Here is a 20990-nt window from a genome sequence, read left to right as displayed (position 1 = left end):
AGTATGGTCTAGCAATTGAGAAACCCGTTCTCCATGTGGAAGTCAATTTTCTTGTAAATTCCCCCAAAACCATCTAGAATGAAGCATATTGTATTTTAAAGACAAGAGGATCTAGAGGTTATCTTAACAATGAAAATCATCAGAAAGTACTTTTTCGTAGCGGTAAATATATTTTTCCTTTCCATATTTGCATCACAATGCTTTGCCCAGTCCCAGTCGGCGACGGCAGATTCATCAAAGGCCCAGAACAGCAAGTACCTGGGAATCATCAACCAGCTTTATTATTTCATCCAGCAGAACTACGTTGAAGAAGTGGATCCTCAGATTCTCTATGAAGGTGCCCTGCGCGGAATGCTTCAGGCCCTGGATGACCCCTACTCAGTCTATATGGACAAGTCTGAGTGGCGTAATATTTCCGACACAACCCAGGGAAGCTTTGGTGGTGTTGGACTTCAAATTTCAAAACCTTCAACATCGACAAAGGATAAGCCTGCATATGTAGAAGTTGCCCAGCCTATAGATGATACTCCAGGTGCACGTGCGGGCATTCAGCCTGGTGATTTCATCATCAGGATTGACGGTGTGGATACAAGCACCATCACAATGGATGAAGTTCTTGGCATGCTCCGCGGAACAATTGGCGAAAGCGTCACCGTAACGATCAAACGCAAGACCGTTGAATTCGACCGCGTTCTTGTCCGTGCCCTTATTGAAAATCCAACCGTAAAGTTCGGCATGATCGACAGCATCGGTTACATCCGCCTTTCGGAATTTTCTACAAATACCGCAGGACATGTCCAGGAAGCCATAGATTCATTCAAGAAGCAGAAGAAGCTTGCGGGCATCATTCTTGACCTAAGGAACAATGGTGGAGGACTTCTTTCTTCCGCAGTGGAGATTGCGGACAAGTTCATAGACAGCGGGATCATCGTTCAGACAAAGAGCAGGATCGACTATGAGAATTCCGTTTACCATGCAAATGCAGGCAAGACAGAGGTAAAGGACATGCCTGTGGTCGTGCTCATAAACAGAGCCTCGGCAAGCGCAAGTGAAATTCTTACAGGTGCCCTAAAGGATACACGCAAGGCATACCTGGTTGGAGAGAAGAGCTACGGAAAGGGCAGCGTCCAGATTCCAAACGGGCTTGTAAACAAGGACGGGTTCAAAATCACCGTTGCCCGCTATTATTCTCCGCTTGATGTCAACATCGACAAGCGCGGCATCAGGCCTGATCTTGAGGTCCTCTATCCTGAGTTCACCGATGAGCAGAGAAAGGAATGGGAGCGGCTTGAAAAGGACAGCGTCGTTCCAACCTATGTAGAATCCCATGCGGACATGACGGAGCCTCAGATCGCAGCCTATGCAAAGCAGCTTAAAAAGACATATAACCTTGAGGAATCTTTCCTCCGTAAGATAATACGCAACGAGGTGGGCAGGACAAAACCCGCACTTCTCTATGACTTGGACTATGACATCCAGCTCAACGCCGCCATCAAGGTGATCAAGCAGGGCAACTTCGACAAGCTTATGAAGGAAACAAAGACCCTTAAGGATCAGCTTGCTGAGGATGAAGCAGACAAGAAAGAAGAATGAGGCAGTTCGTAGCAGACTGCGGTCTTGAAAAAGGCTGTCTATATGTCGAAGGAAAGAAATTTCGCTATCTCAATTCCGTTCTCAGGGTGGAAGAAGGGGATATGATAGATGTCCGCCTTCCTGGTGGAACTCTTCAGCCTATGACCATCGCCAAGATTGACCGTAATGCCAGAAAAATTGTCATGCAGGTTGCGGGCGTAGAGGTTTCGGATGATTCCTTTGGTGTCCACGCAAGGGCCGCGGGTTCTGAGCTTTTTCCATACGAGCTTTGGTTGTTCCAGTTTGTCGCAAAGCCACCAAAGATGGATCTTATAATCCGACAGGCTGTGGAATGCGGAGTTGCAAAGATCGTTCCTGTGGAAGGAATTTTCTGCCAGAAAGGAAATCTGGAATCTGCAAGAAAAAAGTCGGGCGGCGATGATGACCGCTGGCAGCGCATCGTTACGGAAGCAAGGGAACAGAGCGGTTCCCCTGTGGAAACGGAGATACATCCCTGTGTCACTGTGGAAGAGGTCTGCAGAATGGCGGAATCCTTTGACGGTGAAAAGGCTGGTGTGGTTCTATATGAGCGTTCCGAGGAAACCCTTTCGATGAAGGAGGCTCTTGGCAGCCACGCTGATGCGAAGAAAATTTTTCTTGTGGTAGGTGCAGAAGGTGGAATTTCACCTGAGGAAATCGACCTGCTAAAGAAATCAGGCTTTTATGCCGTCCATATAAAGACAAACATCCTTCGTTGTGAAACGGCTGCGCTTTACGGGGCGGCTGCGGTTCAGACAGTGATGGATTCAGTATTAGGAGAATGAATAAATGTCGGTTCAGCGCATCAATATTCTTGGCGTTCCTGTTGACGTATGCCAGAAACCAGAACTTGAAGAAAAAATCCTTGAGCTCATGGAAAAAGACGGGCCTGCCCAGATAATCTTCCTTTCGATATGGGATCTCATCAAGGCCCGCGGAAAGAATGAGTATGCTGAATGCGTTAAGAATGCGGATCTTGTTCTCCCTGTGTCAAAGAGCATCCTCAAGGGAGCAAGGTTCCTCAAGAAGACCGTTCCTGTCCGCTATAATCCATTCGACGCAACCATCAGCATCCTTGGTCTTCTCGAAAACCGCTACAAGTCTTTCTATATGTTCGGTGGAAGAAAGAAGGCGCTTGTCGAGGCTGAAAAAAATGTAAAGAAAACCTTCAGGACCCTTCGTGTTGTGGGCCGCTATGTAGGCTATTACAAGGCTCAGGCGGAGGAAGGAATCATAGAGGCAATCCGAAAATCAAGTCCATCCCTCGTCCTTCTCAGTGAAGGCGTAAAGAACAAGGAGCTTTGGCCATACCACAACCGTGACAAATTCACTACAAGCATCTTCATGTATTATCGTGACGCGGTTGGAATTTTTGGCCGCAGAATCAAAAGGGTGAATCCAAAGACGTTTGAGAAGGGAAATGAAATCTGGGGAGAGGTCGTAAGAAATCCCCTCAAGTTGTTTTTGCTTTTCCCATACAGTTGGTATATAATTTCCCTCGTCTGGAACCGTCTTTTCAAAAAAGAAGACCAGTAAAAAAAGTTGATAAAAAGAAAACTTCTACTCATTTCTGACAACAGGGAATTGTACTGGTTCTGTTCAAGAAAGCTTTCAGGACGCTGTGAAATTCTTCATGCTGAACTTAAGCATTATGGTGAAGTTCTGTCGGTTTACGATGCCCTTTCGATTTTTTGTGTTCTTCTGGACACTTCTTCCCTGGATTCATCAACGGTCAACGGGATAAGGAATTATGTGGCAGACAGAATGGACTGTCCTTTCTTTACCATTGATTCCAATGACGGATCCTTTCCATCCCAGGTTGAATTCATGTGTGCTTCAGTCGGAGAGGAACCATCTCATCTTCTGGAATCTCCTATTTCATCTTTTTCAGCGGTTCCAAGAAAACCTTATCTCATCCAGCTGGAAAAATTCGCCGCCCATGAGGAACCCGTTCTGCTCCTGGGTGAAAGCGGCTGCGGAAAGAGCCATGGAGCAAGTCTGATTCATCTTAATTCTTCAAGGAGCTCTAGACCCTTTGTCCATAGGAACATTGCGGAACTGAATCCTTCCCTCATCGAGAGCGAGCTTTTTGGCTGCGTTAAAGGTGCATATACCGATGCCATGGAACGGGAAGGACTTTTTGAGAAGGCAAAGGACGGAACGCTGTTCATTGACGAGATAGGGGAGCTTTCCATTGAAAACCAGGCAAAGCTTCTCGGAGTCCTTGATACAGGTAAATTCTGCAGAGTGGGAAGCACAAAGGAAATTCCCGTGCGTTGCAGGCTTGTGTTTGCCACGGACGCCGATCTTGAGGCCAGGATGAAGGAGCATACTTTCAAAAAGCAGCTTTACTGGAGGCTTTGCAAATTCGTTGTCAGGATTCCGCCTTTGCGAGAAAGACGCGATGAAATCGTTCCTCTGTCCCTTGAATTTGCCAAGGCATGTGGAAGGAAGCTTTCAGAAGATGCCCTTGCTTTTCTTGAGTCTCAGGATTGGGAAGGAAACATAAGGCAGCTCATGTTCTGCATCCAGCGTTCTGCGGTTCTCTCCGACAGCGAAATGATCTTCAGAAAGGACCTGGTTCTGTAGGGGACTATTTTTTCTGTGCAAGACCCGATGCCTTGTCAAAAATCTTTTCAAGGTATTGGGCCTCTCCTTCGCTTAAGGCGGCGCGGGAAAGGATGTCTCTCCAGAATCGTTCCATGTCTCCTCTTCCCGTCACCTTGAAGAATCCTATTTTCTGGAGGTTGTCGGCGATTGAAGCAACGGTACCTTTAAGTCTCTTTTTGTCGATAGGTGTGTATCCAGTCTTTCCTTTTCCGTCGTGGCGGAACAGTGTGTAGCAGATGATCTGGACTGCATGGCTAAGGTTCATGGAACCGAATTCATCGCTTGAAGGAATCGTTACCCCCATGGTGCATTCGAGAATTTCATTGTCATCGAGACCTGTCCTTTCGTTTCCGAATACGACAGCAACCTTTCCGCCCTGGTCCTTTTTCTTTCCTGTGGTAATCTTGTCGGCGGTAATGGCAAATTCTTCGGGCAGCAGCAGCTTTCCCTTGCGTTTCTTTCCACGGCGGCGTGTCGTTCCAGCTGCACATACGCAGTCCGCGGTTGCTTCCGTGATCGAAGGAAAGAACTCAGCGTTGTCAAAAAGATAGGCTGCATGGATCGCAAGGACGTGGACCTTCTCTATGTCGATTTCTTCCTTTTTGCCTACGATGCGCAGGGTGTGTATGTTGCTGTTGGCCATGGCACGGCATACGGCGCCGATGTTGCGTGGCTCTTCTGGTCTGTCTAAAACTATTACAATGTTGTCTAGATTCATGAGATTTTCCTTAAAGTAAATATAAAACCAGCTCCCGCATGGAACCGCATCAAGCCTGCTCCAGTGCGCCCAGGAGTTGGCAAAAGCTTCGGGACAAGCCCTCAGGGTGCAGATGGGTTGCAAGTCGCAATTTGATGCGAACCCATGCTCCGCTGGTTTTATAGTCCAAAAGCAGTACGGCAATCAAGAGCAGGAGCGAGAAGCTCCCGCATGGAACCGCATCAAGCCTGCTAAAACTTGCCTCTAAATAAAAAAAGCGCCCTTAAGGACGCCTTTGTAAATCCATGTTTTCCGACATCAGCCGAGGAATACATTACCGCTCTGGTCGATTGCGAGGATTGCCTTGCAGTCAGAACACTTGAATCTTCCGCTTCTTGCAGCCTTGAGTTTTCTTGAACACACAGGACAGCTGAAAACCTTAGGGAACACAGATGTCGTTCCGACTGTGTTGTCCTGCTTGAAGTGTGCTACTGCATCTTCAATCGTTTCCTTGATGTTGAAGAACTGACTAAAGCCGAGAAGCTGGAAAACTTCGTAGACCTTTGGCTGTATGTTGAGGAGGACGATGTCTCCATTCTTTGGCTTTACAAGCTTGAGAAAGGCGGTGAAAGAACCGATACCTGTCGATGAAACATAGTTGAGATTGGAACAGTTGAAAATGATGTTCACAAGTCCCGCACCTACAATTTTGTTAACCTGTTTCTGGAAATAGACAGAATTATAAGTGTCGATATATCCGTTGAGAATTACTAAAACTGCATTATCAATTCCGTCAATTTTCTCGAGAGAAATCTTAAGGCTGTCGTCCTTTTCGTCGTTGAAGCCTGGAACTAAATCGTTGCTATTCATAAAAATCTCCACACCAGGAAAAACACTCCCGGATTCTACACTTTAAATAACTAAATAATAAGAATAGTATAATTCAATTATTGTGTCAAACAAGCATTGAATATATAGAAATTAGAGTTTCTGTAGATTTTTTCGGCATAACGCACGATTTTCTTTAGTTTTTTTCCCTTAGAAATTGCAAAATAAATGAATATTATGTATTTTATGGCGTAAAATCATTGACCTAGACGGAGTAAATGCTATGAAAGAAATGGAATTGAAGTATGGCTGCAACCCTAACCAGAAGCCAGCCCGCGTTTTCATGGAAGAGGGAGAACTTCCTGTTACTGTCCTGAACGGAAGACCAGGTTTTATCAATCTTCTTGATGCCCTCAACGGATGGCAGCTTGTAAAGGAACTTAAGGAAGCAACAGGGATGCCTGCAGCAACATCGTTCAAGCATGTTTCTCCTGCTGGAGCTGCCATCGGCCGTCCTTTGAGCGATACACTCAAGCAGATCTACTATACAGATGATGTAGAGCTTACACCTCTTGCCTGTGCCTATGCCCGTGCCCGTGGCGCAGACCGCATGTCGTCTTTCGGTGATTTCATTTCACTTTCGGACAAGTGCGACAAGGCGACAGCTCTCCTCATCAAGAAGGAAGTCTCGGACGGAATCATTGCTCCAGACTACGACGACGATGCCCTGGAAATCCTTAAGGCAAAGAAAAAGGGCGGATACTGCGTCCTCAAGATCGATCCAGACTATGTTCCTGCCGCAACAGAGAAAAAGCAGGTTTTCGGCGTGACTTTCGAACAGGGCCACAACTTCATCAAGCTTGATGAAAATGCCCTTTCCAACATCGTTACGGAAAACAAGTCCCTCACAAAGGAAGAAAAGGACAACCTCATCATTGCCCTCATCGTCCTCAAGTACACTCAGTCAAACTCAGTCTGCTATGTAAAGGATGGTCAGGCCATCGGTATCGGTGCGGGTCAGCAGTCTCGCATCCACTGTACCCGTCTTGCAGGCGACAAGGCAGACAAGTGGTGGCTCCGTCAGGCTCCACAGGTTCTCGGTCTTGACTTCAAGGCAGACATCAAGCGTGCTGACCGCGACAACACGATCGATGTGTACACGAGCGACGACTACGATGACGTTCTTGCAGAAGGTGTATGGCAGAACTTCTTCAACACAAAGCCAGCCGTATTTACACGCGAAGAGCGCAAGGCTTGGATCGCAAAGAATACGGATGTTGCCCTCGGTTCGGACGCATTCTTCCCATTCGGTGACAACATTGAACGCGCACACCGCAGCGGCGTAAAGGTTATTGCACAGCCAGGTGGATCGGTTCGCGATGACAATGTCATTGAATGTGCAAACAAGTACAATATGACGATGTGCTTCAACGGAATCAGGCTTTTCCACCATTAATCTGTTGATTCTCCACTTTTTGTGCGCAAAAGTTGCGCATATGTTAAAAAAGTGTGAAGATTTTCTTAAAATAGTATTGACTTAAAAGGATGTCGGAATTATATTGTAGGCGGCTTGTAAAAAGCTGATAAACTCTCTCCGATGTCCGAGCAATCGGACGGTAGCAGCGCCGGAATTTTTCTGGTGCTGCTATTTTTTTTGTCCGTACAATCTGATATAGTGTATCAGTCATTTGCAAAACAGGGGTGTAGAATGAATACAACGATCGACAGTGCCGTTCAGGGAATTCTTGATTCCTATGAAAAATACGGTGGAATCAACCTTGAGGAGTCAAAAAGTTTTCCCAACAGAGAGAATGTCATTTCGGTCCTTCATGACCTTCAATACCTGATTTTTCCAGGCTATAGGACTGCTGAGGAGCTGGATTCTGTGACCTTGCGCTTTGTCACTGGAGAACGCGTCAACCGTATTCTTTCAATGCTCACAAGGGAGATAAAAAAGGCTCTTTTCTTTGTGATACAGGACAGCAAAGTTGAGCAGACCCATTGCTTCAACCTTGCGGAGAAGGCTGCCCTTGCCCTTATAGAAGAAATTCCTGAAATCAGAAGAAAGATTGGGCTTGATGTTCAGGCGGCAAATGCTGGGGATCCAGCTGCTAAATCAAACGAGGAGGTGATCGTTTCCTATCCAGGTCTTGAGGCAATAACGGTCTATCGTCTTGCAAATTTCCTGTGCCGCAATGGAATTCCTGTCATACCGAGAATCATGAGTGAATATGCCCATAGCCGTACAGGAATCGATATCAATCCTGGCGCCACTATAGGAGAAAGCTTCTTCATCGATCACGGAACTGGTGTTGTAATCGGCGAAAGCTGTATCATCGGCAATAACGTCAAGATCTATCAGGGAGTTACCCTAGGTGCCCTTAGTGTCAAAAAGGAGCTGATGAACAAGAAGCGTCATCCTACTATTGAAGACAATGTGACGATATATGCAAACGCGACTATCCTGGGTGGTTCCACTGTGATCGGGGAAGGAAGCGTGGTCGGCGGCAATACCTGGATCACAAAGTCGGTTCCACCGCATACTACAGTGCTTCAGAACGAGCAGTAACGGTCGGCTGCGGGAATTTGAGAGGAATTCCTCGAAATTCAGACTGAATTTGGATGAATTTCCTGTGAATTCAGAGAATTCTTATTGACTTAATTATTTTGTTAATATATATTTTCGAAACATTCATTTTTACGGGATTATTGTAACCCGAACACGCTCTTATAGCTCAGTCGGTAGAGCACATCGTTGGTAACGATGAGGTCAGCGGTCCGATTCCGCTTGGGAGCTATAGGAAAAAAAGAACTTTTAGGAGTAAATAAAATGGGAAGCAAGAAAAAGACTGCTGTTGAAATCATCGCTTTGCAGTGCACAGAATGCAAGCGCAAGAACTACACAACATACAAGAACCGCAAGAACATCACAGGAAAGCTCGAAAAGAACAAGTACTGTCCATTCTGTCGCAAGTCTCTCCTTCACAAGGAAACAAAGGCTAAATAATATAGCCATCAGCTAAAGAAACTAATTTATATTCATATAAATTAATTTAGGTCAGTAGCTCAGTTGGTAGAGTCCCGGTCTCCAAAACCGGTTGTCGCGGGTTCGAGTCCTGCCTGGCCTGTTACTATTTTTCATATTAGAGGATGAAGATGAAAAAGTTTATTCAGTTTGTAAAGGAATGCGCAGGTGAACTCAGAAAGGTTACATGGCCTACACGCAGCGATGTTCTTTCTTCAACAAAAGTAGTTTTCATCTCTACAATTGTTGTAGCAGTAATTCTTGGTCTTCTTGATTGGCTCTTTACAAAGGGTCTCATGTTGGTATTCTAATTCAACCGTAAATTTACAAGGAAAAACTTATGGCAAGAAACTGGTATATCGTTCATGTCTTCACAGGGTACGAACAGAAGATTTTCCGTACTCTCTCAGAAATGATCACAGAAAACAAAATCGATTCCTCAGTTCTTATCCAGGTTAAGGTTCCTACAGAAGAGATTACTGAAGTGCGCAACAACAAGAAGCACACAAAGAACAGTCTTCTTCTTCCAGGCTACATCATGGTTGAAATGGACCTTCCTCAGATCGGCTGGAAGGATGTTTGTTCGCAGATCCGCCGTATCCAGGGTGTTACAGGTTTCGTAGGTACAAGTCCTTCGGAAAGACCTCGCCCAATTTCAGCAGAAGAGGCAAAGAGAATGCTTCAGGCTGCAGGTGAGCTTAAGGGAGACAAGACGGTTCGCGTTAAGCAGTCTTACGATGTCGGCGACAAGGTTAAGATTACTGAAGGTCCTTTCGCAACATTCAGTGGTTCCGTAGAGGAAGTTATGGCTGAAAAGAACAAGCTTCGCGTAAGCGTTCAGATCTTCGGTCGCGTAACTCCTGTAGAAGTTGACGTTCTTCAGGTAGAAAAAATCTAGATTAGCATAAGCTCGCATCGATGCGGGCTTTTGTCGTCTATGGACGAGATATATGACACATCCAGTGTCCTGATATTTGATAAGTAATTGATGATTGACCGCCAGGTTTCTCATCTTTTTCTTAATATTTGGGAGAAGTACAAGTCCGTTGGACAAAGGTGCTTCGCTAGAATCTCTTCCGCATGGAAGGGAATTCACACCAATTCTTAAGGAGCTATATTATGGCTACAAAAAAGGTACAGACTTACATCAAGTTACAGTGCCCAGCAGGCGCTGCTACTCCTGCACCTCCAATCGGCCCTGCTCTTGGACCTCACGGTGTTCCTGCACCAAAATTCGTACAGGAATTCAATGACCGCACCAAGAACATGGAAAAGGGACTCATCATCCCTGTTGTTATCACTGTTTATCAGGATAAATCATTCACTTTCATTCTTAAGACACCTCCAGCAGCTGTTCTCATCAAGAAGGCAGCAGGTATCCAGAAGGGTGCTGGAAATCCTCTCCGCGACAAGGTTGGAAAGATTTCTGCTCAGGCTCTTGAAGACATCGCAAAGCAGAAGATGCCTGATCTTAACGCAACAGATCTTGAAGCAGCAAAGAAAATCATCGCCGGTACTGCACGCAGTATGGGTGTAGAGGTGGAGGCTTAAAATGAAACACGGAAAGAAATACATGGATTCATTGAAGAAGTATGATCCATCTAAGGCTTATGATGTTCCAGCAGCTTGCCAGCTCGTAAAGGATCTTCACTACGTTAAGTTCGACGAAACAGTTGAACTTTCTGTAACTCTCAAGCTCGAAAAGAACCAGACTGTACGTGATACACTCGTATTCCCACACCAGTTCACAGCTGAAAAGCGTGTTCTCGTATTCTGTAAGGAAGAACGTGCAAAGGAAGCTCTTGATGCAGGTGCTACATACGCTGGTCCAGAATATCTTGAGAAGGTTAAGGGTGGTTGGCTCGACTTCGACGTTGCAGTTGCTACACCTGACATGATGAAGGACGTTGGACGTCTCGGTATGGTTCTTGGCCGCAAGGGTCTCATGCCAAACCCAAAGACAGGTACAGTTACACCAGACATCGCAGGTGCTGTTGCAGAACTCAAGAAGGGACGTACAGAATTCCGCGCTGACAAGACAGGTGTTGTACACATTCCAGTAGGAAAGGTTTCAATGGATACTGCTAAGACAGCAGAAAACGTTGACACATTCCTTTCTGAACTTCAGAAGAAGAAGCCTGCTGATGCTAAGGTTGGATTTATCCGCTCAGTATCAATCAGTTCATCAATGGGTCCTGGCGTATGGATCGACTTCAAGGAGGCAGAATAATGGCTATCATGGGTAAGACACAGCCAGCTAAGACAGCTGCTATTGAAGAAGCAAAGAAGATTCTTAGTGAATACAAGGAATTCATCTTTGTTGAATACCGCGGACTTACAGTTGAACAGATCACAAAGCTCCGTAAGTCACTTCGCGAAAAGGATGCAACAATCAAGGTTATCAAGAATAACTTTGCACGCGTAGCATTCAGCGAAATGAACAATAACGATGTTGCACAGTTCCTTTCAGGACCTACAGCAATCGCTATGGTAAAGGATGAAGCAAACGAATCTGCAAAGATCCTCTTTGACTTCATTAAGGAAGCTCCATCACTCGTAGTAAAGGGTGCATGGGTTGAAAACGAAGTATACGATGCTGCAAAGATTGAAGCTCTTTCTAAGCTCCCTGGAAAGAAGCAGCTTATCGCTATGCTCATGTCTGCTATCAATGGACCTGCTCAGAAACTCGCAGCTACATTGCAGGCATATGTTGAGAAGCTTGAAAAGGAAGGACCAGCAGCAGCTGCACCAGCAGCCGAAGCAGCTCCAGCCGCAGAAGCTCCAGCACCAGCAGCTGAATAGTCAGCCGCTAAAACAACATATTTTCAGAGCTGATTTTTCTGTTCTGAAAAACTGCAGTTAGGCTTCTATGTGCTGATTACTATCTGCAGATAAATAAACTGTATGCGGGCAAAGGAAAGCCGTAGGCTTTTTTCCGCAACAAAACAAAAAACCCTTGAAAGGGTAGCCCTTAGGGCAAAGGAAGACAATTATGGCACTTTCAAATGACGAAATCCTCGAAGCAATCGCAGCAATGACAGTTCAGCAGGCAGCTGACCTCGTAAAGGCTATGGAAGAAAAGTTTGGTGTAACAGCAGCAGTTGCAGTTGCAGCAGCAGGTCCAGCAGCAGGTGGAGCAGCAGCAGAAGAACAGACAGAATTCACAGTTACTCTTGAATCATTCGGTGACAAGAAGATTGATGTTATCAAGGCAGTTCGTGCAATCACAGGTCTCGGACTTGGTGAAGCAAAGGCACTTGTTGAAGGTGCTCCAGCTGTTCTCAAGGAAAATGTATCAAAGGCAGATGCAGACAAGATGATCGCAGACATCGCTGCAGCTGGTGGTACAGCATCAAAGAAGTAAGCTAAAGCTTGCTGTGAGCAGGCATTTCCTAGGATTTGCCTGCCTTGTTTCTACATTTCTATATGTAAATCAGGCTTCAGGGTAGTGCTAAATTATCCTGAAGCTTTTGTCGTATAAAACGGCATCCATCAGGAACGGAAGGTTTCCTGTGAGGACACTGGATCTCGTGCTGAGCGAAGTTTTTGCTTGTAGCGGTTCCTTGTGTACCAAACCTTCAAAGATATTAGGGGACCGTTAATGTTTGCTAAAAGCAAGACAATCAAGCGTACGTATTTAGGCAAAGACATCCAGGATTTCATGGAGTTGCCTAACCTTATCGACATCCAGCTTTCATCTTTTGAGTACTTCATTCAGCGCGAAAGACTCGAAAAAGGTGAACCTCTCTTGAATCAGGGACTTCAGGAAGTTTTCACTTCTACATTCCCTATTGAAAGCCCAGACGGAACCATGTCGCTCGAGTTCGATCACTATGAGATTGATTTCAAGAATCCAAAATTCTCAGAACTCGAATGCAAGAACAAGGGTGTAACTTACAGTGTGGCACTCAAGGCTATCATCAACCTTCACTTCAAGGAAACTGGTGCCATCATGGAAAGAAACGTCTTCATGGGTGATATTCCTCTCATGACAGACCGCGGTACATTCATCATCAATGGTGCTGAACGCGTTGTTGTTTCTCAGATCCATCGTTCGCCTGGAGTTATCTTCCAGAATGAAAAGGGCGTTCTTTCAAGCCGCATCATCCCTTATCGTGGATCATGGCTTGAATTTGAAATTGACCAGAAAAAAGAACTTATCTATGCAAAGATCGACCGCAAGAAGAAGATTCTTGGTACAATCTTCCTCCGTGCTCTCGGATACACGACTCGTGAAGACATCATCAACTGCTTCTATGTGACAGAAGACATCAAGATTCCTTCTGATGCAGAAAAGCGCGAGGAACTTGCAGGAAAGGTTCTCGGAAAGAACATATTCATAAAGGACGAAGAATCTGGCGAAGAGAAGAAGCTCTTCCGTGCAGGTGACAAGCTTCATCCACATGATCTTGATGCCCTTGTTGCAAACAACATCAAGGAAATCAATGTCATCAAGTTCAACACAAAGAAGAACAAGGACGACAGGAATCTCTCTCTTGACAGCGAGATGATCGTAAACTGCTTCGACAAGGAAGAAATTACATTCTCTAAGGATGGCTGCGCTACTCCAGAAGAACCATCTAAAGAAGAATGCATTTCAAAGGTATACTCAGTTCTTCAGCCTGGAGAACCAATCACAATTGAACAGGCAGAACGTGACCTTACAACAATGTTCTTCAGCATCCGCCGCTATGACCTCGGTCGTGTAGGACGCTACAAGCTCAACAAGAAATTCGGATACGAAAATCCCGTGGAAGACCTTACTCTCACAAAGGAAGACATCATCAACACAATGAAGCACCTTGTGGAAGTATATATCCGCGCAGAGGATACAGACGATATCGATCACCTTGGACGCCGTCGCGTTCGTTCAGTTGGCGAACTTCTTACAACATCATTCAAGGCAGCTTTCTCCCGCATGGAACGCATTGCCAAGGAACGTATGAACGGTAAGGAAATTGAGACACTCAAGCCTCAGGACCTTATCTCAATCAAGCCTTTGCAGTCGGCAATCCGCGATTTCTATGCTTCAAGCCAGCTGTCACAGTTCATGGATCAGTGTAACCCACTTGCTGAGCTTACACACAAGCGTCGTATGTCAGCCCTCGGTCCAGGTGGTCTTTCACGCGAACGCGCAGGTTTCGAAGTTCGTGACGTTCACTACACACACTATGGACGTATGTGTCCTATCGAAACTCCTGAAGGTCCAAACATCGGTTTGATTGTTTCTCTTTCAATTTTCACAAGAGTTAATGATTACGGATTCCTTGAGGAACCATATCGTAAGGTTGTAAACGGTAAGGCTACAGATGAAGTTGATTATCTTGATCCAGATGATGAAGACAAATACTACATTGGACAGGTAACAGAAGGAATGAAGAAGGACGGTTCGTTCCCAACAGACCTCGTTTCTTCACGCCGCCGTGGTGACTATACAAACCGTTCACCAAAGGATATCCAGTACATGGATGTTTCTCCACGCCAGGTTATCTCTGTTTCAGCATCCCTTGTTCCATTCCTTGAACACGATGATGCTAACCGTGCCCTCATGGGTTGTAACATGCAGCGCCAGGCAGTTCCTCTCTTGTTCCCAGAGCCACCACATGTTGGAACTGGCATGGAACGCAAGACAGCATATGACTCAGGCGTTCTCGTAAAGGCTCGCCGCGCAGGTGAAGTTGTTTGGGTAGAATCAGACCTCATCAAGGTTAAGCCAGAAGGTGTAAGAGGACAGATTGATGAATATCCACTCCTCAAGTACCAGAAGAACAACTCGGACACATGTAACCATCAGCGTCCTGTTGTCCAGGTCGGCGAAAAGGTAGATGCAGGAGCAGTTCTTGCAGACGGACCAGCAACATTCAACGGAGAACTTGCCCTCGGTCGCAACCTTCTTGTTGGTTTCGTACCTTGGAACGGTTACAACTACGAAGACGCTGTTCTCATTTCACAGCGTGTAGTTAGAGAAGATATGTATACATCTATGCATATCCACGAATTTGAAATCGATATCCGCGAAACAAAGCTTGGACCAGAGCGTATTACTCGTGATATTCCAAGTGCACCAGAAAAGCTTCTCGATAACCTCGACTCAGAAGGTATCGTACGCATCGGTGCAAAAGTACGCTCAGGCGATATTCTTGTCGGTAAGGTTACACCAAAGAGTGAAACTGAAACAACTCCAGAATTCAAGCTCCTTAACTCGATCTTCGGTGAAAAGGCTAAGGAAGTTCGCGATTCTTCACTCAAGCTTCCACACGGCAGCCAGGGTGTAGTCATCAACATCCAGCGTCTCAAGAGATCGGAAGGCGATGAGCTTTCTCCAGGAGTTGATGAAAAGGTAAAGGTTATCATCGCAGAAAAGCGTAAGCTCGTTGTCGGTGACAAGATGGCTGGTCGTCACGGAAACAAGGGTGTTGTTGCACGTATCCTTCCTATCGAAGACATGCCATACCTTGAAGACGGTACTCCACTCGACATCTGTCTTAACCCACTCGGTGTTCCATCTCGTATGAACATCGGTCAGGTTATGGAAAATGAACTTGGTATCGCAGGACACTTCCTTGATGAATGGTATTCATCACCAGCATTCCAGACACCAAGCCAGGAACAGATTGCAGAAAAGCTTGTTCAGGCTGGACTTTCACCAGACTGTAAGCAGATCGTTCATGATGGATTTACAGGAGAACCATTCCTTAATCCGATCTTTGTTGGATGTACATACTTCATGAAGCTGCATCACCTTGTTGATGATAAGATGCATGCCCGTTCAACAGGACCTTACTCACTCGTTACTCAGCAGCCACTTGGTGGTAAGGCTCAGTTCGGTGGTCAGCGTCTCGGAGAAATGGAAGTTTGGGCTCTCGAAGCTTACGGTGCATCAAACACACTTCAGGAAATGATGACAATCAAGTCCGATGACATGAACGGCCGTTCAAAGGTCTATGAATCAATCGTTAAGGGAGAACCTGCAGCACCAATCGGTGTTCCAGAGTCATTCAACGTTATGGTTCAGGAACTTCGCGGTCTTGCATTGAACTTTACAATTTACGATGACAAGGGCAAGCAGATTGCTCTTACAGAACGTGACCAGGAACTTATCGATAAGGTAGGATCTGGATTCGATAAGGAGGAGAATGAAAATGCGTGATATTCAGGATTTTTCAAGCCTTAAAATTACACTTGCTTCACCAGAAAACATCCGTTCATGGTCATATGGCGAAGTAAAGAAGCCTGAGACAATCAATTACCGTACACTCCGTCCAGAGAGAGAAGGTCTTTTCTGTGAAAAAATCTTCGGTACTACAAAGGAATGGGAATGTTACTGCGGTAAGTTCAAGTCTATCCGCTATAAGGGTGTGGTATGTGACCGCTGTGGTGTTGAAGTTACACACTTCAAGGTTCGCCGCGAACGCACAGGACACATTGAACTTGCAGCTCCTGTTAGCCACATCTGGTACTATCATTCAGTACCAAGCCGCATGGGTCTTCTCCTCGATCTTCCAGTGGCTTCATTGCGCTCAATTCTCTACTATGAAAAGTACATCGTTATTGAGCCAGGCGACACAGACCTTAAGAAGAACCAGCTTCTCACAGAAGAAGAATATCAGGTTGCAGAAGAACGCTTCGGTGGATCTTTTACAGCTGGTATGGGTGCAGAGGCTATCAAGACATTGCTTGAAAACCTCAACCTTGACGAAATCGCTGCCGAACTTCGTGCAAAGATGATCGAAAAGGGACCAAAGAGCGACAAGCGTCTTCTTAAGAGAATTGAAATCATTGAGAATTTCCGCAATTCTGAGAACAAGCCATCTTGGATGATTCTTGACGTAATTCCTGTAATTCCGCCTGATCTTCGTCCAATGGTTCAGCTTGACGGTGGACGTTTTGCTACATCTGACCTTAATGACCTCTATCGCCGCGTTATCAACCGTAACAACCGCCTTAGAAAGCTTCAGGGTCTTTCTGCACCGGACATCATCATCCGTAACGAAAAGCGCATGCTTCAGGAAGCTGTTGACTCATTGTTCGACAACTCTAAGCGCAAGCAGCGTGTCCTTAAGGGTGCTGCCAACCGTCCACTCAAGTCCATCTCTGACATGCTCAAGGGTAAGCAGGGTCGTTTCCGCCAGAACCTTCCCGGTAAGCGCGTAGACTATTCAGGACGTTCAGTTATCGTTGTTGGTCCAGAACTCAAGCTCTGGCAGTGTGGTCTTCCAGAAAAGATGGCGCTTGAACTTTTCAAGCCATTCATCATGAAGAAGCTTGTCCAGAACGGTATCTGCGGCAACATCAAGAGAGCAAGAGCTCTTGTAGAAAGTGAAGACGAAGCAGTATTCAACATTCTTGACGAAGTTGTTCGTGAACACCCAGTTATGCTTAACCGTGCTCCGACACTTCACCGTCTTGGTATCCAGGCATTCGAACCTGTTCTTGTTCCTGGAAAGGCTCTTAAGCTTCATCCGCTTGCATGTAAGGCTTTCAATGCGGACTTCGATGGTGACCAGATGGCAATCCATGTGCCTCTTACACAGGCTGCACAGATGGAATGCTGGACATTGATGCTTTCAGCACGCAACCTTCTTGACCCTGCAAACGGAAGTACAATCGTAGCTCCATCTCAGGACATGGTTCTTGGTATCTACTACATGACTTCAATCAAGCCAAATGCTAAGGGAACTGGAAAGTTCTTCTCATCGGCAGACGAAGTTCGTCTTGCAGCATCATCTGGCGCAATTGACTGGCAGGCTAGAATCAAGGTTCACAAGAGCATTCTCAACAAGTGTGTTCAGTTTGATGAAAATCCTGAATCAGAATACATCCTTACTTCTGCTGGTCGTATGGCTTTCAATGAAGCAATGCCAGAAGAAGTTGACTTCATGAACGATCAGATCGTTGACCCTAAGAAAAAGATCACAGCAGACAGTGGTCTTGGAGACAAGGGCATCAAGGCAATGATCGAACGCGTTTACCATAACGAGCAGACATCCGACAAGCGCATCAGGGCCCTCATCGAAGAGAAGTTCGGTGTGACGACAATGGATGCTGAAACTCTCGACAAGGTTATGGCTGATGCTGAGACTGTTGCTGCAATCAACAAGATTTTCAACAGAGAAATTCCAATGGAAGAGAACAAGCTCAGAAAGCTTATTCCAGGTCTCTATGGAATCGACCGTGCATGGCTCACAGTCCAGATGCTTGATGCAGTCAAGGCAACTGGCTACAAGAACGCTACATTCTACGGTGCTACTATTTCAATGGACGACATCATCGTTCCAGAAGAAAAGAAGCAGATGATCAAGGAAGCCAACGATGAAGTAAAGAAGATCGTTGAACAGAACCAGAACGGTGTCATCACAGATGATGAACGCTACAACCGCTCTATTGCGGTCTGGGAAAGAACAACAAAGGATCTTACTGCAAAGATGATGGAAAAGATGAAGTCTGATAAGGACGGATTCAACACTATCTACATGATGGCCAACTCTGGTGCTCGTGGTTCGGAAAAGCAGATTTCTCAGCTTGCTGCTATGCGTGGTTTGATGCAGAAGCCTAACGGCGCGATCATCGAACTTCCAATCCAGGCAAACTTCAAGGAAGGTCTTTCGGTTATCGAATACTTCATTTCATCTAACGGTGCCCGTAAGGGTCTTTCCGATACAGCTCTTAAGACAGCCGATGCAGGTTACATGACACGACGTCTTGTAGATGTTGCACAGGATGTTGTCGTTAATGAAGATGACTGTGGTACAATCAACGGTATCTACTACTCGGCAATCAAGGAAGGCGATGAAGTCAAGGTTCCACTTGCAAAGCGCATTGCTGGACACTTCCCAATTGAACGCGTAATCGACCCATTCACTGGAGAACTTATCTGTGATGTCAACCAGTACATCGATGAGCATCTTGCAGAAAAGATCGATGCAGCGGGTGTTGAAAAGGTTAAGCTCCGCACTGTTCTTACTTGCGAAAGCAAGCACGGTATCTGCGTTAAGTGTTACGGTAAGGACCTTGCACGCAACAAGATCGTTGAAATCGGTGAAGCAGTTGGTACAATCGCAGCGCAGTCAATCGGTCAGCCAGGTACACAGCTTACACTCCGTACATTCCATACTGGTGGTGCCGCTGAAGCAAGCCAGAAGGATAACCATATTGTAATGAAGTACGATGTACTCATCACAAAAGTTGAAGGTACTCACGTAGAAATGAAGAAGACTGGAGACTGGCTCTTTACTCGTAAGGGTAAGATGGATGTTTCAAAGATCTTCAACACTTACACAATCAACGCAGGTGACGATGTGCTTGTTTCTGACGGTGGAAAGATCCGTAAGAACAATGCAATCCTCAAGCACAAGGGACAGGATGTTCTTGCATCTGACGATGGTCGCATCATCATCAGGGACAAGACAATCTACCTCTTGAGTAGAGAAAACCAGAAGGTTGAAATTGCCAACGGTTCCATCGTTTACTCTAAGTTCGTCAAGGGTGAATGTGTAGCAAAAGCCAATGAGGAAATCGGTGAATTTGACCTCTATTCTGAACCAATCATCGCAGAACAGTCAGGTTACATCCACTTTGATGACATCATCGAAGGCGTTACGCTCAACGTTAAGGAAGACAAGCTTACAGGAATGAAGGAATGCCGCATTTCCGACCTCCACATCGATGTTAAGCAGCCACGTATCCGCATCACTGATGAAGATGGTAACGAATATGCTTCTTACAACATGCCTGTTGGAGCTCTCTTGAGCAACGACATCAAGGACAAGGGTAAGGTTGAGGCAGGTACAACACTTGCAAAGATGCCAAAGGAAGCTGCAAAGGCTAACGATATTACTCTCGGTCTTCCACGCGTTTCAGAACTCTTTGAAGCTCGTCAGTCAAAGAAGAACCCACCTGCAATCATATCAAAGATCAAGGGTGTTGTTTCTTTCGGAAAGATCGTCAAGGGTAAGATTACGGTTATTGTTACAGATGAATACGATGTTAAGTATGAACACCTTGTTCCTGTAGTAAGACGCCTCCTTGTTCGTGAAGGTGACAAGATCGAAGCTGGAGAAAAGATCTGTGACGGTTCAATCGATGCACACGATGTTCTTACAGTCCTTGGTGAAGACAAGCTCCAGGAATTCCTTATGGAAGAAATCCAGAACGTTTACCGCGGACAGGGTGTAGACATCAATGATAAGCATATCGGTACAATCATCCGTCAGATGCTTAGAAAGGTTGAAGTTATCTCTGTAGGCGATACAAAGTTCAGATATGGACAGCAGATCGATAAGTATTCATTCCGTGAAGAGAATGAACGTGTAATCGAAGAAGGTGGACAGCCTGCAGTTGCCCGTCCAATGTTCCAGGGAATCACAAAGGCAGCTCTTGCCGCAGATTCTTTCATCTCTGCATGTTCATTCCAGGAAACAACACGCGTACTTACAAATGCTGCAATCGCAGGATCTGTGGACAACCTCCATGGTCTTAAGGAAAACATCATCATTGGACACAGAATTCCAGCTGGTAGTGGTATCCGTCAGTACAGCAACGTCAAGCTTTCCGACGACTCTGCAACAGACCTTGATGCAAAGATGAAGGAAATCCTTGAACTGCGCAAACAGGAGCAGAAGGAAGCAGAAATGGCACAGGCAAACCAGCCAATGATCGATTCTGCTTCAGATGAGGAATAAAAAGGGAATTTACGGAAAATTCCGTAGAATTTCAGGGAATTTAGCAATGAATTCCCTGAAATTCCCTTGAATGAATTTTTAGAATTCATTAGACTTTTGAAACTAATTTTGTTTTATTTTTGGGAGTGCTGCCCAATTAAAATAGGAGAATAGGCGATGCCTACAATTAATCAGTTAATTCGTAAAGGTCGTCAGTCATCTGCAAAGAGAACTAAGGCTCCAGCCCTTCAGTCATGCCCACAGAAGCGCGGCGTTTGCACTCGCGTTATGACAATGACACCTAAGAAACCAAACTCGGCTCTTCGTAACATTGCTCGTGTTCGGTTGACCAATGGTATTGAAGTAACAGCTTATATTGCAGGTATTGGACACAACCTTCAGGAACACTCAGTTGTTCTCGTTCGTGGTGGACGTGTTAAGGACCTTCCTGGTGTACGCTATCACATCATTCGTGGTACAAAAGATACACTCGGTGTAGACGGACGCAAGCGCGCTCGTTCTAAGTACGGTGCTAAAAAGCCTAAGGCATAATTTTTAA

At 45.7% G+C, this 20990-nt stretch carries 18 protein-coding genes and 2 tRNA genes; 18 read left to right on the top strand and 2 right to left on the bottom strand.

Annotated features, from left to right (window positions below; genetic code table 11):
* Nucleotides 1-129: 129 nt before the first annotated feature.
* From ACKI39_RS05235 to ACKI39_RS05220, 4 genes are read left to right on the top strand one after another with little or no spacing between them, the layout of a single operon-like run.
* A complete protein-coding gene (locus tag ACKI39_RS05235; protein ID WP_407398333.1) occupies nucleotides 130-1593 on the top strand; it encodes a S41 family peptidase in 1464 nt (487 codons plus the stop codon).
* Nucleotides 1590-2396 (top strand): RsmE family RNA methyltransferase, encoded by an 807-nt coding sequence (locus tag ACKI39_RS05230; RefSeq protein WP_407398331.1) that lies wholly within the window; start codon nucleotides 1590-1592, stop codon nucleotides 2394-2396. Before ACKI39_RS05235 ends, ACKI39_RS05230 begins: the two co-directional genes overlap by 4 nt.
* 4 nt (nucleotides 2397-2400) lie before the next feature.
* Nucleotides 2401-3147, top strand: a complete 747-nt coding sequence (locus ACKI39_RS05225) for a WecB/TagA/CpsF family glycosyltransferase (RefSeq protein WP_407398329.1) — start codon at nucleotides 2401-2403, stop codon at nucleotides 3145-3147.
* Nucleotides 3148-3153: 6 nt separating this feature from the next.
* Nucleotides 3154-4200 carry a sigma 54-interacting transcriptional regulator gene (locus ACKI39_RS05220; protein WP_407398327.1) on the top strand — a complete coding sequence of 349 codons (1047 nt, stop codon included), beginning with the start codon at nucleotides 3154-3156 and terminating at the stop codon, nucleotides 4198-4200.
* Nucleotides 4201-4204: 4 nt separating this feature from the next.
* Here the strand turns inward: ACKI39_RS05220 and ACKI39_RS05215 are convergent, their stop codons facing one another.
* Together ACKI39_RS05215 and ACKI39_RS05210 are read right to left on the bottom strand one after the other, a co-directional pair.
* The gene (locus ACKI39_RS05215; protein WP_407398325.1) at nucleotides 4205-4939 is read right to left on the bottom strand and encodes an RNA methyltransferase; all 735 of its coding nucleotides are present in this window, start codon (nucleotides 4937-4939) and stop codon (nucleotides 4205-4207) included.
* A 297-nt stretch (nucleotides 4940-5236) separates the two neighbouring features.
* Nucleotides 5237-5788 (bottom strand): STAS domain-containing protein, encoded by a 552-nt coding sequence (locus ACKI39_RS05210; protein WP_407398323.1) that lies wholly within the window; start codon nucleotides 5786-5788, stop codon nucleotides 5237-5239.
* A 241-nt stretch (nucleotides 5789-6029) separates the two neighbouring features.
* Between ACKI39_RS05210 and ACKI39_RS05205 the strand changes: the two genes are divergently transcribed.
* The 14 genes from ACKI39_RS05205 to rpsL all read left to right on the top strand — a co-directional run bounded on the left by ACKI39_RS05205 (nucleotide 6030) and on the right by rpsL (nucleotide 20983).
* Nucleotides 6030-7202 carry a phosphoribosylaminoimidazolecarboxamide formyltransferase gene (locus ACKI39_RS05205; RefSeq protein ID WP_407398321.1) on the top strand — a complete coding sequence of 391 codons (1173 nt, stop codon included), beginning with the start codon at nucleotides 6030-6032 and terminating at the stop codon, nucleotides 7200-7202.
* Between the two features lie 252 nt (nucleotides 7203-7454).
* Entirely contained in the window at nucleotides 7455-8315 is an 861-nt protein-coding gene (gene epsC / locus ACKI39_RS05200) for a serine O-acetyltransferase EpsC (protein ID WP_407398319.1), read from the top strand.
* A gap of 155 nt (nucleotides 8316-8470) precedes the next feature.
* Nucleotides 8471-8543 (top strand) — tRNA-Thr (locus ACKI39_RS05195).
* A gap of 33 nt (nucleotides 8544-8576) precedes the next feature.
* Nucleotides 8577-8753, top strand: a complete 177-nt coding sequence (gene rpmG / locus ACKI39_RS05190) for a 50S ribosomal protein L33 (protein ID WP_407398317.1) — start codon at nucleotides 8577-8579, stop codon at nucleotides 8751-8753.
* A 48-nt stretch (nucleotides 8754-8801) separates the two neighbouring features.
* Nucleotides 8802-8874, top strand: a tRNA-Trp gene (locus ACKI39_RS05185).
* A gap of 28 nt (nucleotides 8875-8902) precedes the next feature.
* Complete coding sequence (gene secE / locus ACKI39_RS05180; protein WP_407398315.1) at nucleotides 8903-9082, top strand: preprotein translocase subunit SecE; 180 nt, start codon at nucleotides 8903-8905, stop codon at nucleotides 9080-9082.
* A gap of 29 nt (nucleotides 9083-9111) precedes the next feature.
* Nucleotides 9112-9669 carry a transcription termination/antitermination protein NusG gene (gene nusG, locus ACKI39_RS05175; RefSeq protein WP_407398313.1) on the top strand — a complete coding sequence of 186 codons (558 nt, stop codon included), beginning with the start codon at nucleotides 9112-9114 and terminating at the stop codon, nucleotides 9667-9669.
* A gap of 218 nt (nucleotides 9670-9887) precedes the next feature.
* The gene (rplK, locus tag ACKI39_RS05170; RefSeq protein WP_407398373.1) at nucleotides 9888-10322 is read left to right on the top strand and encodes a 50S ribosomal protein L11; all 435 of its coding nucleotides are present in this window, start codon (nucleotides 9888-9890) and stop codon (nucleotides 10320-10322) included.
* 1 nt (nucleotide 10323) lies between these two features.
* Nucleotides 10324-11001 (top strand): 50S ribosomal protein L1, encoded by a 678-nt coding sequence (rplA, locus tag ACKI39_RS05165; RefSeq protein ID WP_407398311.1) that lies wholly within the window; start codon nucleotides 10324-10326, stop codon nucleotides 10999-11001.
* The gene (gene rplJ / locus ACKI39_RS05160) at nucleotides 11001-11573 is read left to right on the top strand and encodes a 50S ribosomal protein L10 (protein WP_318690963.1); all 573 of its coding nucleotides are present in this window, start codon (nucleotides 11001-11003) and stop codon (nucleotides 11571-11573) included. Before rplA ends, rplJ begins: the two co-directional genes overlap by 1 nt.
* A 187-nt stretch (nucleotides 11574-11760) precedes the next feature.
* Complete coding sequence (gene rplL, locus ACKI39_RS05155) at nucleotides 11761-12135, top strand: 50S ribosomal protein L7/L12 (protein ID WP_486396771.1); 375 nt, start codon at nucleotides 11761-11763, stop codon at nucleotides 12133-12135.
* 237 nt (nucleotides 12136-12372) lie between these two features.
* Entirely contained in the window at nucleotides 12373-15921 is a 3549-nt protein-coding gene (rpoB, locus tag ACKI39_RS05150; protein ID WP_407398307.1) for a DNA-directed RNA polymerase subunit beta, read from the top strand.
* Nucleotides 15914-20452, top strand: coding sequence for a DNA-directed RNA polymerase subunit beta' (gene rpoC / locus ACKI39_RS05145; protein WP_486396752.1), 4539 nt, complete (start codon nucleotides 15914-15916; stop codon nucleotides 20450-20452). Before rpoB ends, rpoC begins: the two co-directional genes overlap by 8 nt.
* A gap of 156 nt (nucleotides 20453-20608) precedes the next feature.
* Nucleotides 20609-20983 carry a 30S ribosomal protein S12 gene (gene rpsL, locus ACKI39_RS05140; protein WP_407398303.1) on the top strand — a complete coding sequence of 125 codons (375 nt, stop codon included), beginning with the start codon at nucleotides 20609-20611 and terminating at the stop codon, nucleotides 20981-20983.
* Nucleotides 20984-20990: the final 7 nt, after the last annotated feature.

It is taken from the genome of Treponema sp. (assembly GCF_045641405.1).
Lineage (GTDB): Bacteria > Spirochaetota > Spirochaetia > Treponematales > Treponemataceae > Treponema_D.
This window is presented reverse-complemented; position numbering and strand designations above follow the sequence as displayed.

Excerpts from the sequence above, each read along its gene's own strand:
- rpsL (WP_407398303.1), top strand. The coding sequence starts at position 20,609 with ATGCCTACAATTAATCAGTTAATTCGTAAAGGTCGTCAGTCATCTGCA.
- rpoC (WP_486396752.1), top strand. The coding sequence starts at position 15,914 with ATGCGTGATATTCAGGATTTTTCAAGCCTTAAAATTACACTTGCTTCA.
- ACKI39_RS05225 (WP_407398329.1), top strand. The coding sequence starts at position 2,401 with ATGTCGGTTCAGCGCATCAATATTCTTGGCGTTCCTGTTGACGTATGC.
- rpmG (WP_407398317.1), top strand. The coding sequence starts at position 8,577 with ATGGGAAGCAAGAAAAAGACTGCTGTTGAAATCATCGCTTTGCAGTGC.
- epsC (WP_407398319.1), top strand. The coding sequence starts at position 7,455 with ATGAATACAACGATCGACAGTGCCGTTCAGGGAATTCTTGATTCCTAT.
- rpoB (WP_407398307.1), top strand. The coding sequence starts at position 12,373 with ATGTTTGCTAAAAGCAAGACAATCAAGCGTACGTATTTAGGCAAAGAC.
- nusG (WP_407398313.1), top strand. The coding sequence starts at position 9,112 with ATGGCAAGAAACTGGTATATCGTTCATGTCTTCACAGGGTACGAACAG.
- ACKI39_RS05235 (WP_407398333.1), top strand. The coding sequence starts at position 130 with ATGAAAATCATCAGAAAGTACTTTTTCGTAGCGGTAAATATATTTTTC.
- ACKI39_RS05230 (WP_407398331.1), top strand. The coding sequence starts at position 1,590 with ATGAGGCAGTTCGTAGCAGACTGCGGTCTTGAAAAAGGCTGTCTATAT.
- rplA (WP_407398311.1), top strand. The coding sequence starts at position 10,324 with ATGAAACACGGAAAGAAATACATGGATTCATTGAAGAAGTATGATCCA.
- ACKI39_RS05210 (WP_407398323.1), bottom strand. The coding sequence starts at position 5,788 with ATGAATAGCAACGATTTAGTTCCAGGCTTCAACGACGAAAAGGACGAC.
- ACKI39_RS05205 (WP_407398321.1), top strand. The coding sequence starts at position 6,030 with ATGAAAGAAATGGAATTGAAGTATGGCTGCAACCCTAACCAGAAGCCA.
- ACKI39_RS05215 (WP_407398325.1), bottom strand. The coding sequence starts at position 4,939 with ATGAATCTAGACAACATTGTAATAGTTTTAGACAGACCAGAAGAGCCA.
- secE (WP_407398315.1), top strand. The coding sequence starts at position 8,903 with ATGAAAAAGTTTATTCAGTTTGTAAAGGAATGCGCAGGTGAACTCAGA.
- rplJ (WP_318690963.1), top strand. The coding sequence starts at position 11,001 with ATGGCTATCATGGGTAAGACACAGCCAGCTAAGACAGCTGCTATTGAA.